We start from the raw sequence: 24,434 nt of genomic DNA, 5'->3' as shown, positions 1-24,434 counted from the left end.
TCCTCCAGCGAGCACCAGCCCACCCCCACCCGCACCCAGCCCGACCCGGACTCCACCACCCGGTCCAGCACCAGCTCGTTCACCGGCCAGTCCCGCCACAACGAGAACACCTCCACCCCCGTCTCCAGGACCGCGGGCGGCACCCCCCGCTTGACGTCGTCCCCGCCGGTCCACGTACGGAGCAGGAGGGCACCGGCGAGCCCGGCAGCGACCGCGGCCGCGACCACGGCGACCGTGACGAGGACCCGGCGGGCGGGTCGGCGGGGCGGAGGGAGGTCCGGTGGCGCCGGGTCAGCCGGCGGGGTCATGGCTGCTGGTCGACGACGCGCTCCCCCGAGCGCGAGCGCCGAGCACGTCGCGGTAGACGGCGAGGACCGAGTCGGTGCTGCGACGGACGTCGTGGTGCTGCACCACGTGGCGACGGGCGAGCTCGCCCTCGCGGTCTGCCGACTCCCGGTCCCCCAGGCGGGCGACCAGGGCCGCTGCGAGGGCGGCTGCGTCCTCCGGCGGGACGATCGCCGAGGCGGCCTCGTCGGGGACCGCCTCGCGAGCTCCGGCGACGTCGGTGACGACCACGCTCCGGCCACACGCCGCCGCCTCCAGGGGCACCAGCGCCATCCCCTCCCACCGCGAGGGGAGGACCACCACGTCCGCTGCCGTATACCAGTCCCGGGGCTCGGCCCGTCCGGCGAACCGGACCCCGTCCGGCGCCCGTGCTGCCAGTTCCTCCCGATCCGGACCATCACCGACGAGCACCAGGGTGGCGCCCGGAACGGCGTCCTGGACACCCGGCCAGGACTCGATCAGCACGTCCTGGCCCTTCTGGCGGCTCAGCCGGCCGACGCAGACGGCGAGGGGGCCGGGCCCGATGCCGAGCCGAGCCCGCGCCACGGCGCGCTCCCGGGGCGTGAAGTGCTCCGTGTCGACCCCGTTGGGGACCACGACGGTCCTGCCCTCCAGGCGGAGGCCGGCGCGGAGTCCGTCCTCGCACTCGGCGAGGCTCACGCAGACCACACGGTCGGTCCACCCGAGCGCCCACCGCTCCCACTGCAGCGAGGCCGAGCGGACCGGCCCCTGGACAGCCAGGAAGGACCAGGCGTGCGGCTGGTAGACGGTGGGGATCCTGCCCCGGAGAGCCAGCCGCCCGGCCAGCCCGGCCTTGGCGCTGTGGAGGTGCACGAGGGCGGGAGCCACCTCGCGGGCCAGCCGACCGAGCCGCACGGTCTCCGACGGGACGGTCGGCCCGGGAGCGCGGGACGCCACCCAGGTGCGGACCTCGGCTCCCGCTGCCGCCGCACGCACCGGCAGATCGCCTTCCGGGGGACAGGCGACGGTGACCTCCCACCCCTGTGCCACCTGGTGCCGCACCAGGTCGACGACGCAGCGCGCGACGCCCTCGGTGGTCGGCTGTGACACGTGCAGCACACGCGGGACCCCGTCAGCCATGTCCCCTCCCCCCTGGACCTGCGAGTCCGCCTCGTGGCCACGCCCCTGCGGCCGTCCGGACCCCGAGGACGGGCCGGGACGGACGACTCCCATCCTCGGGCCTCCGGACCACTGCCGCGCGCCTGGGCTGCACGGACCCGGGGTCAGCCTCCCGGCGTGCGCAGGAGCGCGGGGATCGGGAAAGCTCCGGTGGGTGAGATCCGTCCCCTCGTCCACGGCCGGCGCGGTGCCCGGGCACTCGCGGCCGGGCGCGCCGCTGCGGGTGCTCGTCATCCCGGCCTCACCCTCGGCACCCGGTGACGCCGGGGAGCCGGAGGACGACCGGGTCCTCCGCCTCGTCGCCGCCACCGATCGGCTCCGCCCCACCGTGCACCGGCTCGGAGGCGGGCCGCGACGGGTGCTGGCCGGCACGGGCCGGCTCGTCGCGGTCCTGCGCTCCCTCGATCCGGACGTGGTGCTGGCCCACGGTGCGACGGCAGCCGCCGTCGCCGTCGTCGCGGGGACGCTCACGGGTCATCGCGTCGTCGTCCTCGACGACGGCCACGTCCCGCCCGGACGCGTGACGCGTCGGGCCGCCGCCGTGCTCCTGTCCTCACCAGGGGCGGGCGACGGTGACGACGCGGGCCGGCTGGACCTGCCACCGTCCGCCCTCGGAGACGACAGCCCCCCGTCGCGCGAGGTCGCCCACCGCCTGGCGGGAGTGCTGGCGGAGGCCGTCGGACGACCCGGGGCGGGCATCGACCCGGCGACCGCTCCGCCCGTGAGCGTCGTGGTCCCGGTCTACCGCGAGGGAGCGCTCGTCGACGACCTCGTCCAGACGCTCCTGCCCCAGCTGCGGCAGGACGACGAGCTGGTCGTCGTCGACGACGGCAGTCCCGACGACACCGGCGAGCGGGCGGAGCGCGCAGCGACGCGCGATCCCCGCGTCCGTGTGGTGCGCCTGCAGCGGAACGCCGGCGCGGGTGCGGCCCGCAACGCCGGCGTGGCGGTGTCCCGGCACGCCCACGTCGCGTTCACCGACGCCGGCTGTCACTGGGGCGAGGGCTGGCTCGACGGGATGCGGACACCGTTCGCCGAGACGCCCCCACCGGACCTCGTCGCAGGGGCCTACCGGGTGAGTCGGCGCTCGGTGTTCGAGACGGCGTCCGCCGTGGGGTGCTACCCGGACGTCGCGGAGGTCCGCCGAGCCGGTCCGGTGACCACCGCCTGGTCGGTGTTGTTCGGGCGCCGCTTCGACCCGACGCGCCCCGCCGGACGGTCCCTCGCCGTGACGCGGTCCGCACTCGAGGCCGTCGGTGGTTGGCCCGAGCACATCCGAGTGCACGAGGACCTCGACCTGAGCCGGTCGATCGCCGAGCGCGGGCTGCGGTGCGTGCTCACCACCGACGCCGACCTGGTCTGGGACCAGGCAGGGGTGCGCGGCACCGCGCGGATGTACGTCCGCTACGGACGGGGTGATGCCGAGGCGACCGACCGTCAGGCCCTCGCGCGGGACCTCGGCCGGGCCCTGGCCTACCTCGTCGGACTCGTGGGGCTCGGCATCGGCGGCCCCCGGTTGCGCGCCGTGCTCGCCGCGGGTGGCGTCGCCTACGTGTGGGTTCCCCTCGCCCGCGCCCGGCACGAGGAACGGCCGCTGGCCACCGCCGCCCTCACACCGGTGGTCATCGTGGCGAAGGACCTCGCCAAGGTGTGGGGCGCGGTCCAGGTCCTGGCGAGCAGGGCTGCCCGACGTGGGCAGGGACCGGGCCGTACGGCGCCCGACCCGGCGGACGACGGACGGCGGCCTACCCCGTGACCTCCGGTCCGGGGAGCCGGTAGACCGCCCAGTCGGGACCCCGATCGTGCACCTCCAGCGAGGGGTACTCGTCGAACACGTCGGCGTGGAGCGGGTTGAAGTAGACGACGACCACGTCTCCCCGCCCGCGGCGCGCCACCACCTGGTCGAGGACGCGGCGCAGCGTCTCGGCGCCGAAGGGGTTGGCCATGAAGACGACGAGCGGACCGTCGGGCAGCGGGTAGGTGGCTGCGTCCGCGTGCACCACGGTCATGGCGAGGCCGGGATCCCGGCGACTCCACCTGCGCGCGTTCCGTTCAGCGGTCCTCACGAGCGCGGGGTCGAGCTCCACCCCGACGATCCGCCGGAAACCCATCCGCGCCGCCAGGACCAGCGGCCTCCCGCGACCGGTCCCCAGGTCGACGAAGGTCGCGTCACGGTGGACCGGCGGGAGCGCCGACATGGCACGACGCCACCAGTCCGCGTGCACCGGCTCGTACGCGTGGGGGTCCCGTCCGAACGTCTGGGGTGCCAGAGATGCCTCGTTGTCGGCGAGTCCACGGGTGCGGACGCCCAGCCGCAGGTCGAGCGCGAGATCGGAGAGGTACATCCGCCCTCTCCTCACGCCGGCGCCCACGGTCCTGCACGACTCGTGGACGACTCCCGTCAGCCCCCTCCCCCGGAGCCTCCGTCCGATCACGAGGCGGACCCTCCTCAAGCCGGCGGTCATCCCGTTCACCCGTGTCACGTTCCCCTCGTGTCCGGGGCGTCGCCCCGCCCCCGTGCCCGTGTCGGTGACCGGACGTCCCTCGCGCCGACCGGGTCGTACAGCGACATCGAACCTCACGCCTCCGGGTCACCACCTCGGCGGTCCGACGTGAGCATCCCCAGGTCATGCCGCAGGATCGGCCCGTGGGCTCTCGAGAACCGCGTGCTCGTGACGACACCGCGGCACACGCGGGTCGGCAGGACGGGGACGTCCCCCGGTGCCGGCTCCCGGGGATCCCCGGGGCGGACGACCCCGCGGGCCGGTGGCGTGGACTGCGGCCTCGGCTGGGGACGTGCACCTCGGAGTCGGCGCTCGCCCGGTACTACTCGGACTTCCGTCGCTCCGGGCGGTCACCGGCGTCCTTCGTCGTACGGCACCCGCTGGCGAGCCTCCTGGCCCTCGTCGCGACGGCACGGCTCCCCTCTGCGAGGGCCCGGCTCTCGACCGGTCCCGGGGGAACGGCCCTGTACGAGGCGTTGTCACGCCCAGTCCTCCTCGGCGCGACCCTCGGGGCCACCGGGGTGTCCGTCCTGCGGGTCCCGGCGGATCCAGCACAGTACGTGCAGGGGCGCGCCAAGCAGACCCTCCGTCGGCGGCTCCGTGGAGCCCGGCGCCGGGGCATCACCTGTCGACCCGTCGACGACCCCGCCGAGCGGCGTGCGCTGGTCCTGCTGGCCGACGAGACCGAGAGGTCCCATCCTGATCCGCGCTACCGCATCGACGTCCCCGAGAACGAGGACCTCCTGCAGCACGACCTCTGGCTGGCGGCCTACTCCCCGCAGGGGCATCCGCTGCTGCTCTCGGTGACACCGGTCGACGGCGAGTGGGCCTCGCTCCGCTACTTCCGCACCCTCGGCCACGGTCCCGAGCACAGCGACAGCCGGTACCTGATGTGCGTGGTCCTGGTCGAGGCACTGGCGCGACGCGGTGTCCGGTACCTCGTCGACACGTGGCACCCGGGCGGGATCCCCGAGGGGCTGCGCCAGTTCCAGCGCTCCGTGGGGTACCGCCTGATGCGCGTGAGGTCCCGACGAGCGCGCCGGACGCACGGGCCCGACGGAGGCGCCGCGCCGCGTCAGGAGTCACGCCGGGCCCGCGCGTGAGACCTGCGGCGAGGGCGGCCGCCACCCGCCTGCACGGCGACGCCCGGCTCAGCCCCTCCCGGCCGGCCGTGGACGCGCGGCGGCCAACCGGTCGCGCCCCCGTTTGGCGAGCCGGTAGGCCCGGCGGACCTGCCGCCAGACCGGCGCGTGCGTCCGGGTGGCCACGAGATAGGGCGTCGGCTCGGCGCTGAAGGCACGCTTGAACTGACTGACGCCCTCGTCGACCGCCCCGACCTCGTCGAGGTGCCGGTAGCCGTGCTCGAGTGCCCAGAGGATCTCGTGGACGTAGAGGGCCGTGCCCGGGTTGTCGGCTCGGCGCGACCGGAAGCCACCGCCCGCCCAGGAGTAGAGGGTCTGCCCGTGCCCGAAGGCGAGGGACAGCCCGCCCGGCTCCTCGCCGACCCACGCGGAGAGCATGCAGACCCCCTCCCGGTCCCCGTACCGCTCCCACACCGCTTCTCCGATGTCGGAGGGGTACGGCGAGGGCAGACCTCGTGCGCCGTACGCCTCCTCGAGGAAGACGGGGAGCCATCGGCACACCTCCGTCTTGCCGCTCGGCCGGACGACGACCCCGCGCCGCTCTGCGCTGCGGAGGGTGCGCCGCACCGAACGCCGGGTGCTGCGCCAGAACTCCTCCACCGACCCGTGGGACAGGTCGACCACCCAGGTGAGGTCCTCGTGCACGTCCCACCGGGCCCGGGGTGCCGCCTGAGCCGGGTGGGTCAGCCCCGGGGCGAACTCCGCACGCGAGGACACCACCCGGTGCTCCCGGGCCCACGCGTCCAGCGCGAGGAGCGTCCCGCTCAGGTGCTCCGGTGGGACGACCGGCCCCACGTAGGGGAACGGGACCTGCGCCTCCATGAGCAGGCGGCGCCGGGACAGCAGCAGCGGAGCCACGCCCACCGGACGGGCGTCCACGTGGACGACCAGCGGCTCGAGACGCCAGCCGTGCACCCGGGTCTGCAGCTCCAGCCAGTCCCAGGTGTGGAAGGCGGTCGAGCCGGCCACGTCTCGGAGCAGCCCGTCCCACCGGCCCCCGTCCCGGCAGTGTTCGAGCGTGATCCGGGGAGGTTCACGGCCTGGCGACGTACCTGCACGCCCCTTCCGCCCGTCGACCGCCATGGCGCCAGCGAATCAGATCGGGGGTGTCGCAGCCACGGGGCGGCGTGATCGCCGCCCCCGAGGGCCGGGACCCCGGTGCCGTGAACGCGTCGACGGCACCGGGGTCCGGTTCACTTGCGGCCGGGCGTCCAGTCCATGCCCCAGCCGTAGGTGCGGTCGAGCACGTCCTGGCCGCCGTGCACGTAGCGCACCTCCCGGTTGACGACGAGCTCCCCGCCCCGGTTCTCCAGCATCGCGATCGCGCAGATGCGGGCGCGCGGGTCGTGCTCGTCCAGGCGCACCTCGATCTGCGGCCCGTTGGCCGGGAACATCGTGACGACGGCGTCGGCCTGGCCCCAGTTCGGCACGCCCTCGTAGATGAGCGCGAACACGAGGATCCGGCGGATCAGCTGCGTGTGCTGCAGGTTCACCATCAGGTTCTCGCCGCCGCTGTTGGCACCCGAGCGGTCGTCGCCGTCGAGCCACACGATCGACTCGCCGTTGCCCAGCGTGTGCTGCCCGCGGAAGGCGTTGCCGAGCGCCTGGATGACGCCCTTGGAGCCGTCGGCGTACTCGTAGAGGCAGCCGAGGTCCAGGTCGATCGCGCCGCCGCCCGCGGCCGCGGCCAGCCGCTTGAGGAAGCCGCCACCGCCGCCTCCACCACCACCACCGGGCCGGGCGTTCCAGTTCAGGTTCACCCGCAGGACGCCGGTGGTGCCGGCGGTCTTCGTCAGCGAGACCGACGGCGCCGACTTGGTCAGCGAGACCTTGTCCATGTTGACGCCGCCCTGCTGCGGCGGGGCCGGCGGCTGCTGCCCGTACCCCTGCTGGCCGTACGGGTCCTGCTGCGGCGGCTGGCCGTAGGGGGGCTGCCCCTGCGGCGGGTACGGGGGCTGCCCCTGGTACGGCGGCTGCCCGTAGGGCTGCCCCGGTGGCGGGTAGGGCGGCTGGCCCGGCGGCGGGTAGGGCGGCTGCCCGGGCGGCGGGTACTGGCCGGGCGCCGGGTACGGGGGCTGCCCCTGGTACGGCGGCTGCCCGTACGGCTGACCCGGCGGCGGGGGCTGGTGCGGCGGCGGCTGCGGCGGTGCCGGAGGCGTCTCCGGCTGCGGCGGCGGGGACTTCGGGCGCTTCGTGTAGTCGACCAAGGGAGGCCTCCCCGCAGGTCGCCCACCCGGGCCGACCTGCGCTCTGAGCGGCGGACACGTCCCCCCGACCCTATGGGGCGCCGCTACCCTCCGGCCCATGCCGCGCGGTGCCCCCTCCCCTGCCGTGTACGGGATCGACCTGGGCACCACGTACAGCTGCCTGGCGCAGGTCGACGGGTCCGGCACCGCGCAGGTCGTCCCGCTGCTCGACGGCGCCCCGACGCTGCCCAGCGTGGTGCTGTTCGTCGGCCCCGACGACTACGTCACCGGCGAGCGCGCCCGCGTGCTGGCCCGCGCACAGCCCGACGACGTCTGCACGCTGGTCAAGCGGCGCATGGGCGACAGCACGTGGCGCTTCGTCAGCCACGGCCGGTCCTGGTCGGCGCCCGCGGTGAGCAGCCTGGTGCTCAAGGCGCTGGTCAGCGAGACGGGCTTCTCCACGCAGAGCCCGGTGCAGGACGTCGTCATCACCGTGCCCGCCTACTTCGGCGACGAGGAGCGGCGGGCCACCCGGCTGGCCGGCGAGTACGCGGGCCTGACCGTCCTCGACGTCATCAACGAGCCGACGGCGGCCGCGCTGGCCTACGGCTTCGCCCGCCTCGACGGCGGCGGCCCGGCCGGGCACCTCGAGGAGGTCGCGCTCGTCTACGACCTCGGCGGCGGCACCGTCGACGTCGCGGTCGTAGAGCTGGCCGACCGGCGGCTGGCCGTCGTCGCCACCGACGGCGACCACGAGCTCGGCGGCGCCGACTGGGACGAGAGGCTCGCCGTCCACCTGTCGCACGCCTTCCTCGCCGCCCACCCCGACGCCGAGGACCCGCTCGACGACGGCGCCGGCGGCCAGGCGCTGGTCCTCGCCGCCGAACGGGCCAAGCGCGAGCTCAGCGTCCGCGAGTCCGTCGTCGTGCCGGTCGAGCACGACGGCCGCCGGGTGGACGTGCCGGTGACCCGCGCGGAGTTCGAGCGGCTCACCGCGGGCCTGCTCGACCGCACGGTGGAGCTGACCCGCGCCGCGGTCGCGGCGGCCCGCGCCCGCGGCGTCGACCGCATCGACCGGGTGCTGCTGGTCGGCGGCTCGACCCGCATGCCCGCCGTCGCGCGGCGGCTCACCGCCGAGCTCGGCGTGCCGGCCGAGGTGCACGACCCCGACCTCGCCGTCGCCAAGGGCGCCGCCGTCCACGGCCGCAAGAAGCAGCTGGAGCGGCTGCTCACCGCCGACCTGGTCACCCGCGGCGCGCTCGGCCCGGGCACACCGCTGGAGTACGCCGCCGAGGCCGACGTCGACGCCGCCTGCGCCCGCCTCGGCGACGCCGTGGGCCTGACCGCGGCGCAGGTGCGGCGCACCGTGGAGATCCAGGTCCTCAACACCGTCTCCCGCGGCTTCGGCGTCCTGGCGCTGGACCGGTTCGGCGAGCCGTCGGCGGTCTTCCTCGTGCACCGCGACGACCGGCTGCCGGTGGCCGTGCGCCGCTCGTTCGGCACCGTCCACGACGACCAGCGGGTGGTCACCATCCGCGTGGTCGAGCAGGGCGGCGGCGCCGAGTCCGCCCGGCCCGAGGACGCCAAGCTGCTCGCCGAGGCCTCCATCGAGGACATCCCGCCCGGCCACCCCGCCGGTACCGAGATCCAGGTCGTGCTGCGGATGGGCTTCGACGGCATCCTCGAGCTCACCGCGCTGCACGAGGGGCTGGCCGACCGCCCGCTGACCGTGCGCGTGGAGACCGGCGCGGCGCTGAGCCAGGCCGACGTCGCCCGCGAGCGCGCGCAGGTCGGCCGGGTCCGCCGCCGGCAGGACTGACCCGGTGACGCTGCCGCCGTTCGACGGCACCGGCTACCGCAAGCGGGTCCTCGCCGCCATCGAGCGCCGCGGCGGCCCTGACACGACCGACCCGTTCGAGGTCTACGACCTCCCGCTGGAGGCCGCGGGGTCGCTGACAGACGACGAGGTCGCCCGCCGGGTCGACGAGGTCTGGGCGTTCTGGCAGAAGCAGCGCGACCACCCCAAGTACCGCGGGCTGGTGACCGCGCTGCTGCAGTCGCACGACGCCCTCGCCGCGCAGCTGCGCACCCCCGGCGGGCGGCAGTGGCTGGCCGGGCAGACCCGCGCCGAGCGGGACCGGCGGGAGGCCGCCCGGTTCGCGGAGCTCGACGCCGCGCTGGAGCGGCTGGCCGAGCGCTTCGGCGGCGTGCCGGCGGACAAGGTCGACGGGCTGCGCGGCCTGGCCGCCGCCGCGGGCATCGACGACGCCGCGTTCGCCGAGCGCCTGCGCCGGCACCGGCAGCTCGGCGCCGCCCCGGCCGCCGACGACGCCGTCCTGCGGCAGGTCCGCGACGGGCTCGAGGAGCTCGGCCGCATCGAGGGCGCCCCGGTTGGGGGCCTGCACGCCTTCCTCGAGCTGCCCCCGACGGCGGACCGCGACACGGTGCGCCGCCGCCGCGACGCGCTGCTCGTCCTCAACCGGCAGCGCCGCCCCGACCGGCGCAGGGCGCTCGTCGACGACCTGCTGGCCGCCGTGGGCGCGCTCCTGGTCGACGGCGACCCGGGCCGCTACCTCGACGCGCTGGCCGCCGACGTCCGCGAGGCGCTGCGCCCGCGGGTGGCCGCCGCGGTGCTCGTCGAGGACCGGCTGACCCCTGCCGACGCCCACCTGCTGGTGCAGGAGGCGATGGCCGCCGGCCTCGACCCGCGGCGCGCCGCCGCCGTGGTCACCGAGCTGGCCGCCGCGGCCGGCACCGCCGTCGAGCTCGCCCCGCCGCCGCCCGGGCCCGGCCGGGGCGACTGGCGGGCGGAGGTGTCCGCGGCGCGGGCGGCGCTGCGGGCCGGGCGGCCGCGTGCCGCGCGCCGGCACGCCGACGCGGCGACGGCCGCGGCGGACGGGATGCACCCGCCGATCCGGGCCGTCCGCGACGAGGTCACCGAGGCCGAGGCCCGCGCCGTCGCCGCCTGGCGCGGCGTGGGTCCCGCCGTCGCCGCCCGGCGGCACGCGGCCGCGGCCGCCGCGCTCGAGCAGCTGGTCGCCACGGCCGCCGACGTCCCCGGCCCGGGCGGGGAGGACGCCGCCGAGCTGCTCCGGCGGTCGCGGGAGGCCCTCGCGCGGGCCGACGCGGTCCTCGCCCCGCCTCGGACCGGCCGGGACCGGGAGGTGGCGCTGCTGGCCGCCCTCGACGCGGTCGCCGACCACCCCGCCGCCCGGGCCGAGCTCGCGGCGCTGGGCGTCGCGCCGGCCACCGACGTCGTCGTCACCCCCGCCCCGGGAGGCGCCCGCGAGGTGCGCTGGACGGCGTCGGCCTCCGCCGGCCCGGTCGAGTACCGGGTGCTGCGGGTGCGCCCGGACGGCACCCGTCAGGTGGTGGGCTCGACCTCGGTCACCGCCCTGGAGGACGGCGGGTACGGCGAGGTCGCCGGCTACGTCGTCGTCGCCTCGCGGCTGGGCGTCGCGGCCCCCGAGGCGCACGGCGGGGACGCCCGGCCGCGGCCCCCCGCCGTCTCCCTGCCGCCGGTCACCGGCGTCGTGCTGCGGGGCGGCCGGCTGCGCTGGGACTGGCCGCCGGGCTGCACCGAGGTGGTCGTCGTGCTGCGGCCGGACGCGCCGCCGGTCGGCCCCGACGACCCGGCCGGCACCCGCCGCAAGGTCACCAACTCGCGCTACGAGATCGACGGCGGGCTGCCGGTCCCGGTGGCCCCCGGCCACGTCGCGGTGTTCCCGGCGACCCGGGTGGACGGCCGGCTGGTGGTGTCCGCCGAGGGCGCGCGGCTGCGGCCCGCCTGAGCGGCGACCGGCAGCCAGCGGTCCCACCAGGCGAGCAGGTGCTCGAAGCGGGCCAGCCGGTGCCGGGGGCGGCCGGAGCGGGACAGCTCGTGGCCCTCGCCGGGGAACAGCAGCAGCGCGCTGGGCACACCCTGCCGCTGCAGCGCGACGAACAGCCGCCGGCCCTGCTCGACCGGGCAGCGCTCGTCCTGCTCGGAGTGGACGACGAGGGTCGGCGTGCGGATGGACGACGCCTGCGCCAGCGGGCTCACCGCGTCGGCGCCCAGGTACGCATCGGCGTACCACCAGCCGATGTCGCTGGAGCCGGCGAACGACGCCGGGTCGGTCACCGCCCGCTCCACGACGGCCGCGGCGAACCGGTCGGTGCGGGTGAGCAGCAGCGCGGTGAGGAAGCCGCCGTAGGAGCCGCCGTGGACCCCGACCCGCTCCGCGTCCAGCGCCGGGTCGGCCAGCGCGGCGTCGAGGAAGGCCAGCACGTCGGCGGCGTCCCGGTCGCCCCACGCCCGGACGACGGCGCGGGCGTGCTCCTCCCCGTAGCCGGAGGAGCCGCGCGGGTTGCACTGGACCACCGCGTACCCCGCCGACGCGTACACCTGCGCCTCGTCCAGCAGCGACCAGCCGTACTGGGTGAACGGTCCGCCGTGCACCAGCAGCAGCACCGGGTGCGGGCCCGGGCCCTCCGGCACGGTGACCCAGCCGTGCACCGGCGCGCCGTCGGGGGCCGTGGCGGTGCGCTCGGTGCTGCGGTGCAGCCGGCCGGTGGCGCCGAGCGCGGCGCCGAAGCCGGTGAGCAGCCGGCGCCGTCCGGGCGTGATCGCCACCAGCTCCCCCGCCGACCGGTCGTGCGCGACGGCGGCGACGACCACCCCGCCCCCGGCCGCGACCCCGCGCACGGTGAACGGCCCCTCGACCAGCGTCTCGGGGGCGCTGCCGTCGAGGGGCACCCGCAGCAGCGCCACCGCGCCGCGCCGCTCGACGCCCACGAGCGCCGCGCCGCCGTGGAGCACCGTCGCCGGCGTCTCGTCGCCGCGGTGGGTGTCGCGCGGGTCGAGCACGGGCTCCAGCGGGCCGCCGGCGGCCGGCACCCGGCACAGCGTCAGCCCGCGCCCGGCGACGTCGAGCCCGTCGGGGCCGAGGTCGGGGCGGGCGGTCACGTAGATCCAGGTCCCGGCCGGGTCGAACGCCGGCAGCCGGCACTCGCCGCGGCCGCGGGTGACCCGGCGCGGCTCCCCGCCGGTCCCCGGGACCAGCCACACGTCGCGGACGCAGTCGCGGTCGGCGCGGGCGTGCCGGGCGGAGACGAACGCCAGCGTGCGCCCGTCGGGTGACCAGGCGACGTCGGTGTCCTCGCCGCGGCCGTCGGTGAGCTGCCGCGCCTCGGGCGGGTCGCCGGTGTCGTCGAGCGGGTCCTCGGGCAGGTCGAGGACGAACACGCAGCTCGGGCGGTCGGCGGTGTACCCGACGTCGTCGACCCGGTGCCGCAGCCGGGTGACCAGCCGCGGGGGCTCGGCCTCCGGCGGCACGTCCTCGGCGGTGCCGTAGCGGCCCTCCTCGGGAACACGGGCCACCCAGGCCAGCCGGCGGGAGTCCGGCGACCACACGGGGGCCCCGGCGCCCAGCGGCGCGCCGGTGAGCCGGCGCGGCGCGCCGCCCGCGGTGGGCAGCAGGTGCAGCTGCGGGTGCCCGCCGGGCGCGGCCGACAGGTAGGCCAGCCAGCGGCCGTCCGGGGAGAACGCCGGGGCGGAGTCGCGGGCGCCGGAGGTCAGCGGGCGGGCCGGCGCCGAGCCGTCGGTGGGGACGGCCCACAGCTGGGCGCGGTAGGCGTCGTCGTCGAGGTCGGGCCGGCTGACCGCGACCACGGCCATGCGCCCGTCCGGCGAGACCGCCGGCGTCCCCGGCGTCCGCAGCAGGGCGAGGTCGGCGGGCCGCATGGCCCACCGAGCGTAGTGCAGTCGTCACCCCCGGGGGGGGGGGGGGGGGGGGGGGGGGGGGGGGGGGGGGGGGGGGGGGGGGGGGGGGGGGGGGGGGGGCGGGGGGGCGCGCGGGGCCCCCCCCCCCGCGCCCCCCCCCCCCCCCCCCCCCCCCCCCCCCCCCCCCCCCCCCCCCCCCCCCCCCCCCCCCCCGCCCCGGGGGACGCTCAGTGCTGCTGCTGGGCGCGGGCGACGAGCCGGTGGCCGAGCGAGCCGGCCTGGCTGTTGGTGAGCAGCTGGGTCTGCGACTCCACCAGCCGCAGCACCGCGGGGTCCTCCCGGGCGATCTCGGAGGACTGCAGCAGGATCGTGCCCTTGCCGGTGAAGTCGTACTGCCGCTCCTCGCCCGAGGCGCGGCCGAGCGCCCCGGTGAGCGCGCCGAGGAAGCTCTGGGTCATCCACTGGGCGTCGTGGTGCACCGACGGGGCCGGGCAGTCGGCCCAGCCGAGCAGCGCCTCGGGGTCGGCCCGGAACGGCGGCTCGACGAAGATCACCGGCCCGTTGGACGAGGCGATGAACTTCCCCGTCCCGATGAGGGTGACGAAGCCCGGCACGATCGACTGCTTGAGCTCCAGGTCCTTGGAGAACGCGCAGAGGTTGCTCGCCTTGATCGTCAGGTTGCCGTCGTCGAGGTCGTAGGAGTTCAGGTCGAACCCGCGGTCCCCGATGAGCACCTTGCCGTGGCCCTGGGCGACCACCCAGTCCTGCACGTACACCGGGCTGGAGAACCGGTGGGCCACCCACGCCTGCACCGAGGAGTACTCGCTGACGGCGTCGAACTGGACGTTGCCGTAGTAGGCCAGCATCGCGCCCTTGCTCATGAACCACTCGCCGTTCAGCGCGATGCAGAAGACGTAGGGGTTGACGTTGTCGTCGTCGGGCAGCGAGTGCGCGTTCAGCGTGCTCGGCACGCCGGCCGGCGGCCCGGCGGGGGCCTGGCCGTACCCGGGCGGCGGCTGGCCGTGGCCCGGCTGCGGGGGCTGGCCGTAGCCCGGCTGGGGCGGCTGCCCGTACCCCGGCTGGCCGTACCCCGGCTGGCCGTACCCCGGCTGCCCGTACCCCGGCGGCCCGTAGCCCGGCTGCGGGGGCTGGCCGTACCCGGGCTGGGGCTGGCCGCCGTAGGGGTTGCCGCCGTAGGGGTTGTTCGGCGGGTAGGTCATCGTCGCCGTCCTCAGAACTTCTGCTCGCTGGCCTGCACGTACACCGTGCCGTGGCCGCTGATCGTCAACTGGAAGGCCTCGCCGGAGCCGCGCCCGACGACGTCGCGGAAGCCGACCTTGGCCGCGAGGTCCACCGAGAGCTGGCCGACGTGGCCGACGTAGGCCTGCGGGTCGACGCCGACCTGCTGACCGTTGAGCTGGATCGGGAACGCGCCGCCGTGGGCGAGCAGCGCGACCGATCCGCGGCCGTGCAGGTTGGTGGTGAACAGGCCCTGCCCGGTCATGGCGCCGCTGATCGCGGACCGCAGCCCGCCGGAGCCGAGGAACTGCACGCTGGACTGCAGGTTCGCGTCGTGCACGAGCAGCCGGTCGGCCTCGCAGACCAGCGGGGCGCCGCCGTCGAGCTCGAGGACGGTGACGTGCATGCCCTTGTAGCCGTAGAGCACCTGGCCGCTGCCCTCGGTGGCCATCATCGGGTTGGACTCCCCCGACATCGCCGCGCCGACCATGCCGCCGATGCCGCGGCCCTGGCCGTGCACCGGGCGGAAGGTGACCTGCCCGGAGTAGCCGAGCATCGCGCCGCGGCGGGCGAGCACCGGGTTGGCCGGGCCGACGTGCGCGCGCACGACCTTGCTGTTGACGGTCTCGAACGGCACGGCTCAGCGCTCCGAGGACTGGACGAGCACCAGGCCGTGCCCGGTGAAGCGGAGGGAGAAGGGCTCGCCGGAGCCCTCGCCCACGAGGGACTTCCACGAGACGCCGCTGACCAGGTTCATCGACAGCTGACCGCGGGAGCCGACGTAGGCGTCGGGGTCGACCACCAGGTCCTGGCCCGGCGCGACCTCCAGCGCCATGACCGGGCCCTCCGACACGAGGGCGACCTGCCCCTGCCCGGTGACGGTCGTGGTGGCCAGGCCGTGGCCGCTGGTCACGCCGCGCAGGCCGGAGAACTGGACGTCGAGGCGCAGGTGCTCGGTGTGGGCCAGGATGTGCTCGCTCTCCACGGTGAGCGTGTCGCCGGCCAGGTCGACGACGAGCACGTCCATCGCGTCCTTGGCGAGGTACACCCGGCCGTGCCCGGTGCAGTCCATCAGCGAGATGCTCTCGCCGGCGACGGCCCGCTTCAGGGCGGCGCGCATGCCGCCGCCCCCGCCCATCCCGGAGCTCTTGAAGTCGACGTTGCCCTCGAAGGCGACCATCGAGCCGCTGGCGGCCCGGATGCGGTCCCCGTGCAGGTCGGCGTGCAGGACGCGTTTCTGGGCGGTGAGCTGTGCCAACGACGGACCTCTCGGTGCGGGGACGGAAACCGGGCGGACCGTATCCGGCTCTCCCGTCCCGCGGTAGGGCACCCGCCGCGGACGCGCGGCGGCCCCGGGGCGGGCGCCCCGGGGCCGCTGGGTGGAGCCTGCGCTCAGCTCTGGCCGGCGGGCACCTCGTCGCGCTCGCCGGGCCGGTCGGGGGCAGGGACCTCGGCGCGCTCCCGCCGCGAGACGACGATGCTGCTGATCACCGCGGCGACGATGAACAGCAGGCCGGTGAGGCCGGTGACGTACTCGCTGATGTGGAACCGCAGCTCGAGGATCATGATCGCGGCGAGGAAGCCGATGGCCCACATCGCGCCGTGCTCGAGATAGCGGTACTCGTCGAGGGTGCCCTTGTCGACCATGTAGATGGTCAGCGACCGCACCCAGAAGGCGCCGATGCCCAGGCCCAGGGCGATGATGAAGATGTCGCTGCTGATGGCGAACGCGCCGATGACGCCGTCGAAGGAGAACGACGCGTCGAGCACCTCGAGGTAGAGGAACGCCGCGAAGCCGGCGCCCGCGACGGCCTTGGTGGCGGTGCCCCCGGCGCCGTTGCCCGCGGTCTGCCCGGTCGGGGTGACGTCGTCGTCCTCGTCGTCGGTCTCCGGGGCCTCCATGAGCTCGTTGAGGCCGCCGATGAGCAGGTAGGTGAACAGGCCCGCGAGCCCGGACATGAGCACCGTGGCGTACTTGTCGTCGTCGGCGATCTGCGAGCCGACGTAGATGACCGCCAGGGCGATGACGATGGCGAGGTAGGGCAGCTTCCCGGCCTTGGCCAGCGGCCGCTCCAGCCACGACAGCCAGTGGATGTCCCGCTCCTCGTCGAAGAGGAAGTTCAGGAAGATCATCAGGAGGAAGATGCCGCCGAAGGTGTAGATCGCCTCGGCCGCGGCCTCGACGTTCTCCGCGTAGGCCTCCTGGTCCGACAGCGCCAGGTCCCACACCTCGGAGATGGACAGCTGCGCCGTCACCGAGACCAGGACGATCGGCAGCAGCAGCCGCATGCCGAACACGGCGATGAAGATGCCGACGTAGAGGAAGAGCTTGCGCCACAGCGGGCTCATCCGGCGGAGCACCTTGGCGTTGACCACGGCGTTGTCGAAGGAGAGGCAGACCTCGAGCACGCCGAGGACGGCGACGGCCAGCAGGGCCGCCGGCCCGCCGAACAGCACGGCGGTGACGAGCGCGGCCACCGTCAGACCGACGGAGAAGCCGAAGTAGCGGAGCATCAGGTGTTCCTCTCCGCCGCCGGGGGTGCCGGGCGACGACGACGACAGGGACGGGCGGGCCGGTTCCGGCCGGGAGGCGGGCCGGTGTTCCAACGGATCCCGGCGGGTCCCGGTTCCCGCCGGCCCGCGGCCGGGCGGTGGGGCAGCACGTTCAGCGGACCGGGCGGCGCCGGCCGCCCGTCCCCACGGGCGGGGTCCCGGCGTGGTATCCACGGGCCACCGGACCGCGCAGGTGCCGGCCCGCCCCGCCGGACGCGGGCCACGGCGAGGGGAGGCGGTCGTGAGCGCACCCGGCGGCACCCCCTGGTGGCGGCGCGACCGCGACGCCCCCCGGCGGGAGGCCGCGGCGGCGCGGGAGGCCGCGGCCGCGGCGATGCTGGAGCTGGACGCCGCGCTGGCCGACCTGCCGGACGCGGTCGCCGCGGCGGAGGAGGTGGGGGCACCGGCCGGCGGGCGACGGGCTCATCACCGCATCCCCGCCCCTGACTCGTTGGCCCGCGACTGGCGGGACCTCTCCACCCACGCGGACACCGTCATCGGACACTACCTGCAGGCCTTGTCCGGCCACGACCCCGCGGCGGACACCGAGCCGGGCGCGGCCCGCGCCGCCGCCGTGGAGCTGGGCGCGGCCGCCGCCGCGCTGCGCGAGGTGCACGGCCAGGTCCAGCGCTTCCGCGACCAGTACGGCGAGGTGCTCGCCGCCGCCGCCCGTGCCCGCGCCGCGGCCGCCCGCGCGGTGTCCGCGACCCGCGACGCCGTGGCCACCGCCCGGGCGGCGCTGGACGCCGCCGGCGCCGCCGGGCTGGCCGACCCCGGCCTGGACGGCGTCCTCGCCGACGCCGAGCGCCTCGCCGCCCGCGCCGCCGCCGACCTGGCGGCCCGCCACGCCGCGCCCGCGCTGGAGACCGCGGAGCAGGGCCGCCGGGAGGCCGAGGCGGCGGCCGCGCGGGCGCGGGCGCTGCCGGAGCGGGCCGCGGAGGTCCGCCGCGGCGCCGCCTCCGTCCGCACCCGCCGTGAGGCGCTGGGCACCCGGCACGAGCGGCTGGCGCCCGTGATGAGCGAGCTGCGCCGCCGCTACCCGCTCAGCGCGTGGTCCGACGTCGAGCGCGCCCCGCAGCGGGCCGCCGAGGCGCTGGCCGAGGCCGACGAGGCGCTCGCCGCGCTGGAGGGGGCGCTCGGCGCGCCGGTCCTCGACGTGCCCGCAGCCGCCGCGCTGCTGGCCCGGGTGCGGGCGGCCGCCGGCCGGGTCGACGACGAGGTGCGCGCGGCGACCGGGCGGCTGCAGCGGCTCGACGCCGTCGCCGCCGACCCCGGGTCGCTGCTCGGCGAGGTGCAGCGCGCCGTCGTCGACGCCCGGCGGTTCCTCGGCGGCCTGCCCGAGGAGCGCGCCCGCCGCTTCCGCCGCACGTTCGAGGACCTCGCCCGGCGGCTGCCCCCGCTGGAGGAGGCGGCGCGGGGCCGCCGCCCGGACTGGGGCGCGGTGCTGCGCGAGGCGCGGTCGATCGAGGACGGCCTGGACCGGCTGGTGCGGACCGCGCGTTCGGACTAGCCCGCGCGGTCGAGCAGCCAGCGGACGATCTCCTCGCCCGCGGCGGCGCCGCTGGCCGCGGTCACCGCGACCCGCGCGCCGGTCCAGCCCTGCTCGTGCAGCTCGCCGTGCGCGGGGCGGACGGCGGCGTCGGCGGCGAGCAGCATCGGCGCGTCGAGCAGGCTGTCGCCGGCGCACAGCAGCCGCGGCGCGGGCCCCTCCCCCGCCAGCAGCCGGCGCAGCCGGAGCAGCCCGGCGGCCTTGGACAGCCCGGCGGGGACGACGTACACCTTGCGGCCCTGCACGCTCAGCGTGGCCCCGGCGGCCGTGGCGGCGTCGGTGGTGGCGGCCAGCCAGTCCTCGGGGATGCCGTCCCGGGTGTGCGCGACCAGGTAGCAGAACAGCCCCTCGGCGGCGCGCACGGTGCGCACCCACGGCTGCCCGGCCACCGCCTCGAGCAGCGCGAGCAACTCGGGCAGCGGCGCGGCCTGCGCGGCGGTCGCCGCCGCCCAGTCGTCCCACTCCGGGTCGCGGACGCCGTCGGCGAGCAGCACCCCGCCGTTGGCGCACAGCGCGTACCGCGGGACGACGGGCAGCCGCACCCGGCCGTACTGCGCCACGGTGCGGGTGGTGACCGGGACCAGCAGCGCCCGCCCGGCCAGCTCGGCGAGCAGCCGCCACGATGCCGGCGTCGCGTGCGACAGCGGCGCGCCGTCGAGGTGCTCGACGACCTCCAGCCCCTCGGTCGTGCCCGCCGCGGCCGCGGAGTAGATGAGCGTGCGGTCGAGGTCGACGGCGGCCAGCGTCGCCGTGAGGACGGCGGTCACCGGCCCACCGGCCGGATCAGGCCGACGCAGGAGTACGGCAGGCCGGGCACCTCGACCAGCGGCACGCCGCGGGCCCGGGCCAGCGCGGCGACGTGCCGCAGGTCCTCGGCGCGGTCCGGGCGGACCAGCACCTGCCAGGGCACCCGGCGCAGCAGCACCCGCGTCGTCTCCCCCACCCCGGGCTTGACCAGGTTGACGTCGGCGATCCCGTGCTCGGCGGCGATCCGCTCCACCGCCGCCCACCCGGCCCAGGTGGGCCGGCGCTCCTCCGCGGGGACGTCGTCGGCCGGCGGCTGCACCGGGAACGCGGCGGCCACGGTGTCGACGAACAGCGCGGAGACGTCGGCGCCGGCGAGCTCGGCGTAGTACTTCGCGCCGTGGAACATGCCGGGGCCGATGAGGTCGTCGCGCAGCACCGTCCGCGACACCAGCCCCGACACCGTGCTGTTCAGGCAGGCGCTCGGGATGAGGAAGTCGTCGCGGGTGCCGTACAGCTCGGTGCAGACGCCGGGGTCGGCGAGGACGGCGAGCCGGTCGTCGAGCGCGGCGTCCTCCGGGTGCGCGGCGACCCAGCCGGCGACGGCCTCGGTGAGCTGCCGCTGGATCGCGCCCTTGCCGGTCCAGCCGTCGACGAACCGCACCGCCGACGCCGGGTGCCGGGCCAGCACGTGCGCCATCGCGACCTGGTCGATGCCGCGGCCGCGGATGATCGAGACCGTGTAGTGCGGCACCGCGACGCCGCGGGAGGCGAGGAACCAGCGGCGCAGCAGCACGCCGATCGGCGTCCCCGCGCGGGCCAGCGACACCAGCACCGGCGTCTGCCCGTGTGCGGCGGCGGCCTCCCAGACCAGCTCGCCGACCCGGGCGACGGCCTCGGCCAGGCGCCCCGCCGACTGCTCCAGCGCGGCGGTGAACAGCGCCAGGTAGTCGTCGTCGGGCTGGTACTCGACCGGCAGCATCTCCGAGTAGTGGGTGCCCGACTGGATGGCCTCCTCGCGGTCCTCGGTGCCGCGCTCCAGCGCGACCGACGACAGGTCGGTGAGCAGCCAGGTCACCTCGGCGGGCGCGTAGGAGCCGAACCGGCCGGGGACGGCGGGCGCGAGCCGGGCGGACAGCGCGGTCATCGGGCCGGCTCCGCGAGCGGCACGGTCACCAGGTGCACGGCGCGGGTGGCGAACGGGCGCAGCGCCTCCGCCATCGGGGCGCAGTCCTCCGCCGGGGCGTCCACGACCACGACCACGTCGTCGGCGCGCTGGTCGGCCCAGCGGCCGGCCACCGGCACGGCGGCCGGGTCGGCCAGGTTGTGCACGCGCGAGACGCGGGCGGGCTCGTCGGGCGCGGGGAAGGACAGGCTGCGGCGCAGGGCGTAGCCGGGGTCGTCGGCGGCGTGCACGGGGCTCCGGGTGGTCGACTGGGTGGTGACGGGGACGCCGGGCAACCGCCCGGCCAGGCGCGCCGCGATCACGGTGGGCGCGTGCATGAGCTCCTCGGTGCCGAGCACCAGCACCCCGCGGCTGCCGGCCAGCTCCGGCGCGAGCGCGGCGGCGACGGCGTCGGCGGCCGCGGCGAGCCGGGCGCTGCCGGCCGGGGTGAGGCCGTGCCGGGCGGTGGTGGGGACGCCCGCGGGCCACAGGCCGGCGTGCGTGCGGACGGCGCCGGGCGCGCCGGCCGGGACCGGTGCGGGGCCGGGCAGGGCGGCGCGGGCGGCCGCGGCCCGGTCGAGGACGTCGGCGGGCAGGGCCAGCTCGGTGGTGAGGGCCGCGGCGACGTCGACCCGCACCCCCAGCGCCTCGGCGCGCCCGGCGAACGCGGCGCGGGCGGCGGGGGTGCGCGCGTCGAGCAGCGTGGCGACGACGTAGCGCTCGCGCGGCCAGCGGGCGTGCAGCTCGGCGACGGTGTTGAGCGCGGTGCGGCCGGAGGTGAGCTCGTCGTCGACCAGCACCAGCGGGCCGGGCGCGTCCAGCGTCACCGGCCCGGCCGGCTGCAGGGCGTGCGCGACGGCGTGCGAGTGCTCCTCCTCGAACGCGGCGGCCACCGGCACGCCCGGGTGCACGCGCCGGGTGGTGTGCAGGTAGGCCGCCCCGAGCCGGTCGGCGGCGGCGTGGCCGAGGCCGGTCGCCGTCTCGCAGTAGCCGATGACCAGGCCGGGCGCCTCGCCGTCCAGGACCGCGGCGACGGCGTCGCCCACCGCGGCCCCGGCGCCGAGGACGGCGGCCGGCGCGACGGGCACGTGCTTGCCGAGCACCCGGGAGACGACGAGGTGCGCCCGGCGCGGGTTGTCCCGCAGCGCCAGGCCGCACAGCTCCGCGAAGCGGCCGGGGTCGGCGGCGGTGACGTCGAGCAGGGCGGAGACGGTGCCGTCGAGGCGGACGGCGGAGACGTCCCCGCCGAGTCCTGCGGCACCGGGGAGGGTGGCGGTCACGCGCGCTGCGCCTGCCCGCTCGCGAACACCTCGGCCACCCGGCGCTGCCCGGTCGACAGCAGGTCGACGAGCGCGGCCTCGTCGGCGACGACGCCGTAGACCGCGGCGCGGCGGCTGATCAGCTCCGCCCACAGCGCGTGCGGGCCGATCTCGTTCATCCGGCCGTTGCCGGAGACCGCGATGCCGCCCTGCCCGCGGGCCATGAGGATCTCGAGGGCGTCGTCGTACTCCGAGCGGGAGACGGTGAGCAGCGCGTTGACCACCGAGACGTGCGCCGGGTGGATGACGGTCTTGCCCAGCACGCCGTTGGCCTTGTCGAGGGTGACCTCGCGGATCAGCCCGTCGAGGTCCCCGGCGATCATCCGCTGCCGCAGGCCGCCCTCGTGCTGCTCGCTGAACGGCGTCTGGCGCAGCTGCGGCTTGAACAGCCGGGGGCCCGGGATGTGCTCCCACACCGCGCCGGTGACCACGTGCTCGCCGCCGCGGGTGAAGGTGTTGACCACGTCGGCCAGGCAGTCCCGGACGACGGCGACGTCCCAGATCGTGGTGTCGCGGTCGCGGCGCAGGCCGAACAGCCCGGACAGGTCGGTGCCGCCCACGCGCAGGCACAGCACGGACTCCCGGTGCGCCTCGACCACCGCGGCCAGCGCGCCGAGCGCCTCGCCGCGGGTCTCCCGCCAGGCGAGGTCGGGCGTCTCCAGGATCGGCATGCCGTACAGCGGCTGGCCGAGCATCGCGGCGACCTCCTCCACCGCCGCGAGCATCGGCGCGAGGGTGGCGGCGGTGGCCTTGGGGAGGCTGAACCCGGTCAGCCGCGCCAGCGCCGGCCCGGCGGCGCGGGCCACCGCGCGGATCTGCTCCGGCGTGCGCACCCGCACGAACAGCAGCGGAAGCGCCGGCTGCTCGCCGTCGGCTGCGCGCCGGTGGATCCGCTGCAGCGCGGCGACGACGTTGGCCTCGGCGCCGGGGACCGCCGCGTGCGGGACGGCGTCCTCGAGGCACCACACCATGCTCGTGGCGCCGGCGGCGGCCGCGCGGGCGGCGTCGACGTCGAGCGCCGGCCGCGTGCCCGGGCTGTAGAGCGTCGCGCCGAGGGCCAGCGCCAGCACGCCGCGCGGCGTCGCCGGGCCGACGTCACCCGGCGGGACGGCGAACAGCCGGTCCCGATCGCCGTCGGTCAGGTGGGAGAAGTGGCGCACCGTCGGCGCCTCCTGGTGGGAGCTCACCGGAGCAGGCCCTGGGCGCGCGCCCGCCGGAGCCAGTCGGGGTACTCGGTCATGAGCCGGTCGAACAGCGCGTCGTCGCTGATCGGCCGGCGGCCCATGAGGTCGTTCTCGCTGACCGCGAAGAAGTCGGCGTTGTCGGTGTAGCGGCCCTCGAGGTCGTCGAGGCGCTGCAGGTAGCTGAACTGCCGCTCCGGGCCGATGCCCATGAACTGCCAGAACACCGGCTCGAAGGACGCCGCCTTGAGCTGCTTGGTCGCGACCGACTTGTCGCTGGGCGCGCCGTCGGTCAGGAACATGACGTAGACCGGCACCTGTGCCGGCTGCGGCTCCACGCGGTCGCGGCTGTCGCCGAAGTACGCCTTCCGGACGGCGGCCATCGCCGCGCCGTAGCGGGTGTCGTACTCCAGCCGGTGCCGCCGGGTGAGCTCGGCGATGTACTGCTGGTGGCCCTCGAGGCGCAGGCCCTCGGGCTGGTGCACGTCCTTGCCGAACAGGAAGACGTCGACGACGCCGTCGTCGTCGAAGCGCAGGCCCAGGGCGAGGACCCGCTCGGCCAGTCGCTGCACGGCGCCGGTGCGGTACAGCTGGGCCATCGAGCCGGAGATGTCGAGCACCAGCGCGACCCGGGCGGTGTGCTCCCCCAGGCCGCGCTTCTCCAGGCTGACGCCGGCGGTCTTGACCAGGGAGAGCATCTGCGGCGCCGAGGACGACAGCTTCTTCTCGAGGTCGACCAGCCGCTTCTTCTCCATGCTGACCGGCGCGGCGGCCGGCGGCGGAGGGGCCGCGGGGGCGGCAGGGGCGGCGGCAGGGGCGGCGGCCGCGGGGGCGGGCTCGTCGTCGACGCTCACGCCGACGTCGGTGGCCATGCCGGCCAGCCCGGTGGTGAAGCCCTGGCCGACGGCGCGCACCTTCCACTCCGCGCCGCGGCGGTAGACCTCGGCGAACACCAGCGCCGTCTCGGGGCCGGCGGCCAGCTCGCAGCGGATCGCGGGTGCCGCGGCGCCGTCGGCGGCCACCTCGACGCCGAGCCCGGACAGCCCGCCGAAGGTGCCCGCGCCGTCGAGGGAGGCGCCGATGACGACCTTCTCGACGTCGGCGGGCAGCGCGGCCGGGTCGATCCGGACCTGGTCGACGGTGGCGCCGCCGCGGGCGGACTTGCCGAGGTGGCGCACGGCGCCACCGGCGCCGCTGGGCTGGTTGTAGAAGACGAAGTCGTCGTCGCTGCGCACCCTGCCCGCCGCGGTGGTGAGGAACGCCGACAGGTCGGCGTCGACGCCGGGGGCCGGCGTCCAGGTGAGCGTGACGACGACGGGGCCGGTCAGGCCGGCCTGGGCCAGCCCGACGTTGCCGCCCCGGGTGAGGACGTGGACCACTCCCGTGCCGCTCAGACGGACCGGGTGGCGGTGGTCACGGGGCGGGTGCGGTCGGGCATGACGAGGGGACCTCCGGGTTCTCGGGGGCTGGTGCTTCTCGGGGGGGCGGTGCGGGCAGGGCGGGGCCCCGGCGGGCGGGGTCCCGCACCGCCGGGGGGACCGGGGGGGGGGGGGGGGGGGGGGGGGGGGGGGGGGGGGGGGGGGGGGGGGGGGGGGGGCCGGTGTGGGGGGGGGGGGGGCGGGGCGGCGCGCTCACCACTACTCCGGAGACCATCACAACTTTCACG

Annotated in this window: 20 protein-coding genes; 4 read left to right on the top strand and 16 right to left on the bottom strand. The window is 76.9% G+C overall.

The annotated features are described in order from the left end of the window. The 3 genes from ACI796_RS22680 to ACI796_RS22670 all read right to left on the bottom strand — a co-directional run. Window positions 1-227 (bottom strand): hypothetical protein (locus ACI796_RS22680; protein WP_456943475.1); only part of this gene is annotated, 227 nt, incomplete at its 3' end. A 64-nt stretch (window positions 228-291) separates the two neighbouring features. Continuing rightward, complete coding sequence (locus ACI796_RS22675; protein WP_456943474.1) at window positions 292-1,446, bottom strand: glycosyltransferase; 1,155 nt, start codon at window positions 1,444-1,446, stop codon at window positions 292-294. 280 nt (window positions 1,447-1,726) lie between these two features. Further along, window positions 1,727-1,990: a hypothetical protein gene (locus ACI796_RS22670; protein WP_456943473.1), complete on the bottom strand. Its 264-nt coding sequence runs from the start codon at window positions 1,988-1,990 to the stop codon at window positions 1,727-1,729. A gap of 216 nt (window positions 1,991-2,206) precedes the next feature. Here ACI796_RS22670 and ACI796_RS22665 point away from each other — a divergent pair, with 216 nt between their 5' ends. Continuing rightward, on the top strand, window positions 2,207-3,241 hold the full coding sequence (locus ACI796_RS22665; RefSeq protein WP_456943472.1) for a glycosyltransferase: 1,035 nt from the start codon (window positions 2,207-2,209) through the stop codon (window positions 3,239-3,241). Here the strand turns inward: ACI796_RS22665 and ACI796_RS22660 are convergent. Continuing rightward, window positions 3,231-3,950 (bottom strand): methyltransferase domain-containing protein, encoded by a 720-nt coding sequence (locus ACI796_RS22660; RefSeq protein WP_456943476.1) that lies wholly within the window; start codon window positions 3,948-3,950, stop codon window positions 3,231-3,233. The two genes, ACI796_RS22665 and ACI796_RS22660, sit on opposite strands and share 11 nt — an antisense overlap. Window positions 3,951-4,549: 599 nt before the next feature. On the opposite strand from ACI796_RS22660, the gene ACI796_RS22655 reads away from it, so the two are divergent. Continuing rightward, window positions 4,550-5,092: a hypothetical protein gene (locus ACI796_RS22655; protein WP_456943471.1), complete on the top strand. Its 543-nt coding sequence runs from the start codon at window positions 4,550-4,552 to the stop codon at window positions 5,090-5,092. A gap of 48 nt (window positions 5,093-5,140) precedes the next feature. On the opposite strand, the gene ACI796_RS22650 is transcribed toward ACI796_RS22655, so the two are convergent. Further along, window positions 5,141-6,100, bottom strand: coding sequence for a GNAT family N-acetyltransferase (locus ACI796_RS22650; protein ID WP_456943470.1), 960 nt, complete (start codon window positions 6,098-6,100; stop codon window positions 5,141-5,143). A gap of 224 nt (window positions 6,101-6,324) precedes the next feature. Further along, window positions 6,325-7,338: a TerD family protein gene (locus ACI796_RS22645; protein WP_456943469.1), complete on the bottom strand. Its 1,014-nt coding sequence runs from the start codon at window positions 7,336-7,338 to the stop codon at window positions 6,325-6,327. A 97-nt stretch (window positions 7,339-7,435) separates the two neighbouring features. Between ACI796_RS22645 and ACI796_RS22640 the strand changes: the two genes are divergently transcribed. Beyond that, on the top strand, window positions 7,436-9,136 hold the full coding sequence (locus tag ACI796_RS22640) for an Hsp70 family protein (RefSeq protein ID WP_456943468.1): 1,701 nt from the start codon (window positions 7,436-7,438) through the stop codon (window positions 9,134-9,136). A 1,848-nt stretch (window positions 9,137-10,984) separates the two neighbouring features. On the opposite strand, the gene ACI796_RS22635 is transcribed toward ACI796_RS22640, so the two are convergent. From ACI796_RS22635 to ACI796_RS22615, 5 genes are all read right to left on the bottom strand, one after another. Then, the gene (locus ACI796_RS22635; protein ID WP_456943467.1) at window positions 10,985-13,039 is read right to left on the bottom strand and encodes a prolyl oligopeptidase family serine peptidase; all 2,055 of its coding nucleotides are present in this window, start codon (window positions 13,037-13,039) and stop codon (window positions 10,985-10,987) included. A gap of 206 nt (window positions 13,040-13,245) precedes the next feature. Then, a complete protein-coding gene (locus ACI796_RS22630; RefSeq protein WP_456943466.1) occupies window positions 13,246-14,238 on the bottom strand; it encodes an AIM24 family protein in 993 nt (330 codons plus the stop codon). Between the two features lie 11 nt (window positions 14,239-14,249). Beyond that, the gene (locus ACI796_RS22625; RefSeq protein ID WP_456943465.1) at window positions 14,250-14,894 is read right to left on the bottom strand and encodes an AIM24 family protein; all 645 of its coding nucleotides are present in this window, start codon (window positions 14,892-14,894) and stop codon (window positions 14,250-14,252) included. Between the two features lie 3 nt (window positions 14,895-14,897). After that, window positions 14,898-15,515 (bottom strand): AIM24 family protein, encoded by a 618-nt coding sequence (locus ACI796_RS22620; RefSeq protein WP_456943464.1) that lies wholly within the window; start codon window positions 15,513-15,515, stop codon window positions 14,898-14,900. Between the two features lie 134 nt (window positions 15,516-15,649). Next, complete coding sequence (locus ACI796_RS22615) at window positions 15,650-16,771, bottom strand: DUF475 domain-containing protein (RefSeq protein WP_456943463.1); 1,122 nt, start codon at window positions 16,769-16,771, stop codon at window positions 15,650-15,652. Window positions 16,772-17,051: 280 nt separating this feature from the next. On the opposite strand from ACI796_RS22615, the gene ACI796_RS22610 reads away from it, so the two are divergent. Further along, entirely contained in the window at window positions 17,052-18,320 is a 1,269-nt protein-coding gene (locus ACI796_RS22610) for a hypothetical protein (RefSeq protein WP_456943462.1), read from the top strand. Here ACI796_RS22610 and ACI796_RS22605 read toward each other — a convergent pair. Genes ACI796_RS22605 through ACI796_RS22585 form a run of 5 tightly spaced genes read right to left on the bottom strand, consistent with a single transcriptional unit; the run spans window position 18,317 to window position 24,147 of the window. Continuing rightward, the gene (locus tag ACI796_RS22605) at window positions 18,317-19,126 is read right to left on the bottom strand and encodes a hypothetical protein (RefSeq protein ID WP_456943461.1); all 810 of its coding nucleotides are present in this window, start codon (window positions 19,124-19,126) and stop codon (window positions 18,317-18,319) included. The two genes, ACI796_RS22610 and ACI796_RS22605, sit on opposite strands and share 4 nt — an antisense overlap. Beyond that, complete coding sequence (locus tag ACI796_RS22600; protein ID WP_456943460.1) at window positions 19,123-20,250, bottom strand: cysteine protease StiP family protein; 1,128 nt, start codon at window positions 20,248-20,250, stop codon at window positions 19,123-19,125. Before ACI796_RS22600 ends, ACI796_RS22605 begins: the two co-directional genes overlap by 4 nt. After that, entirely contained in the window at window positions 20,247-21,548 is a 1,302-nt protein-coding gene (locus ACI796_RS22595) for a phosphoribosyltransferase domain-containing protein (RefSeq protein WP_456943459.1), read from the bottom strand. Before ACI796_RS22595 ends, ACI796_RS22600 begins: the two co-directional genes overlap by 4 nt. Further along, window positions 21,545-22,774: an HpcH/HpaI aldolase/citrate lyase family protein gene (locus tag ACI796_RS22590; RefSeq protein WP_456943458.1), complete on the bottom strand. Its 1,230-nt coding sequence runs from the start codon at window positions 22,772-22,774 to the stop codon at window positions 21,545-21,547. Before ACI796_RS22590 ends, ACI796_RS22595 begins: the two co-directional genes overlap by 4 nt. Beyond that, on the bottom strand, window positions 22,771-24,147 hold the full coding sequence (locus ACI796_RS22585; RefSeq protein ID WP_456943457.1) for a VWA domain-containing protein: 1,377 nt from the start codon (window positions 24,145-24,147) through the stop codon (window positions 22,771-22,773). Before ACI796_RS22585 ends, ACI796_RS22590 begins: the two co-directional genes overlap by 4 nt. Window positions 24,148-24,434: the final 287 nt, after the last annotated feature.

The organism is Geodermatophilus sp. SYSU D00525, from assembly GCF_054050475.1.
The sequence above is the reverse complement of the archived record's forward strand: the minus strand, read 5'-3'. Positions and strand labels throughout refer to the sequence as shown.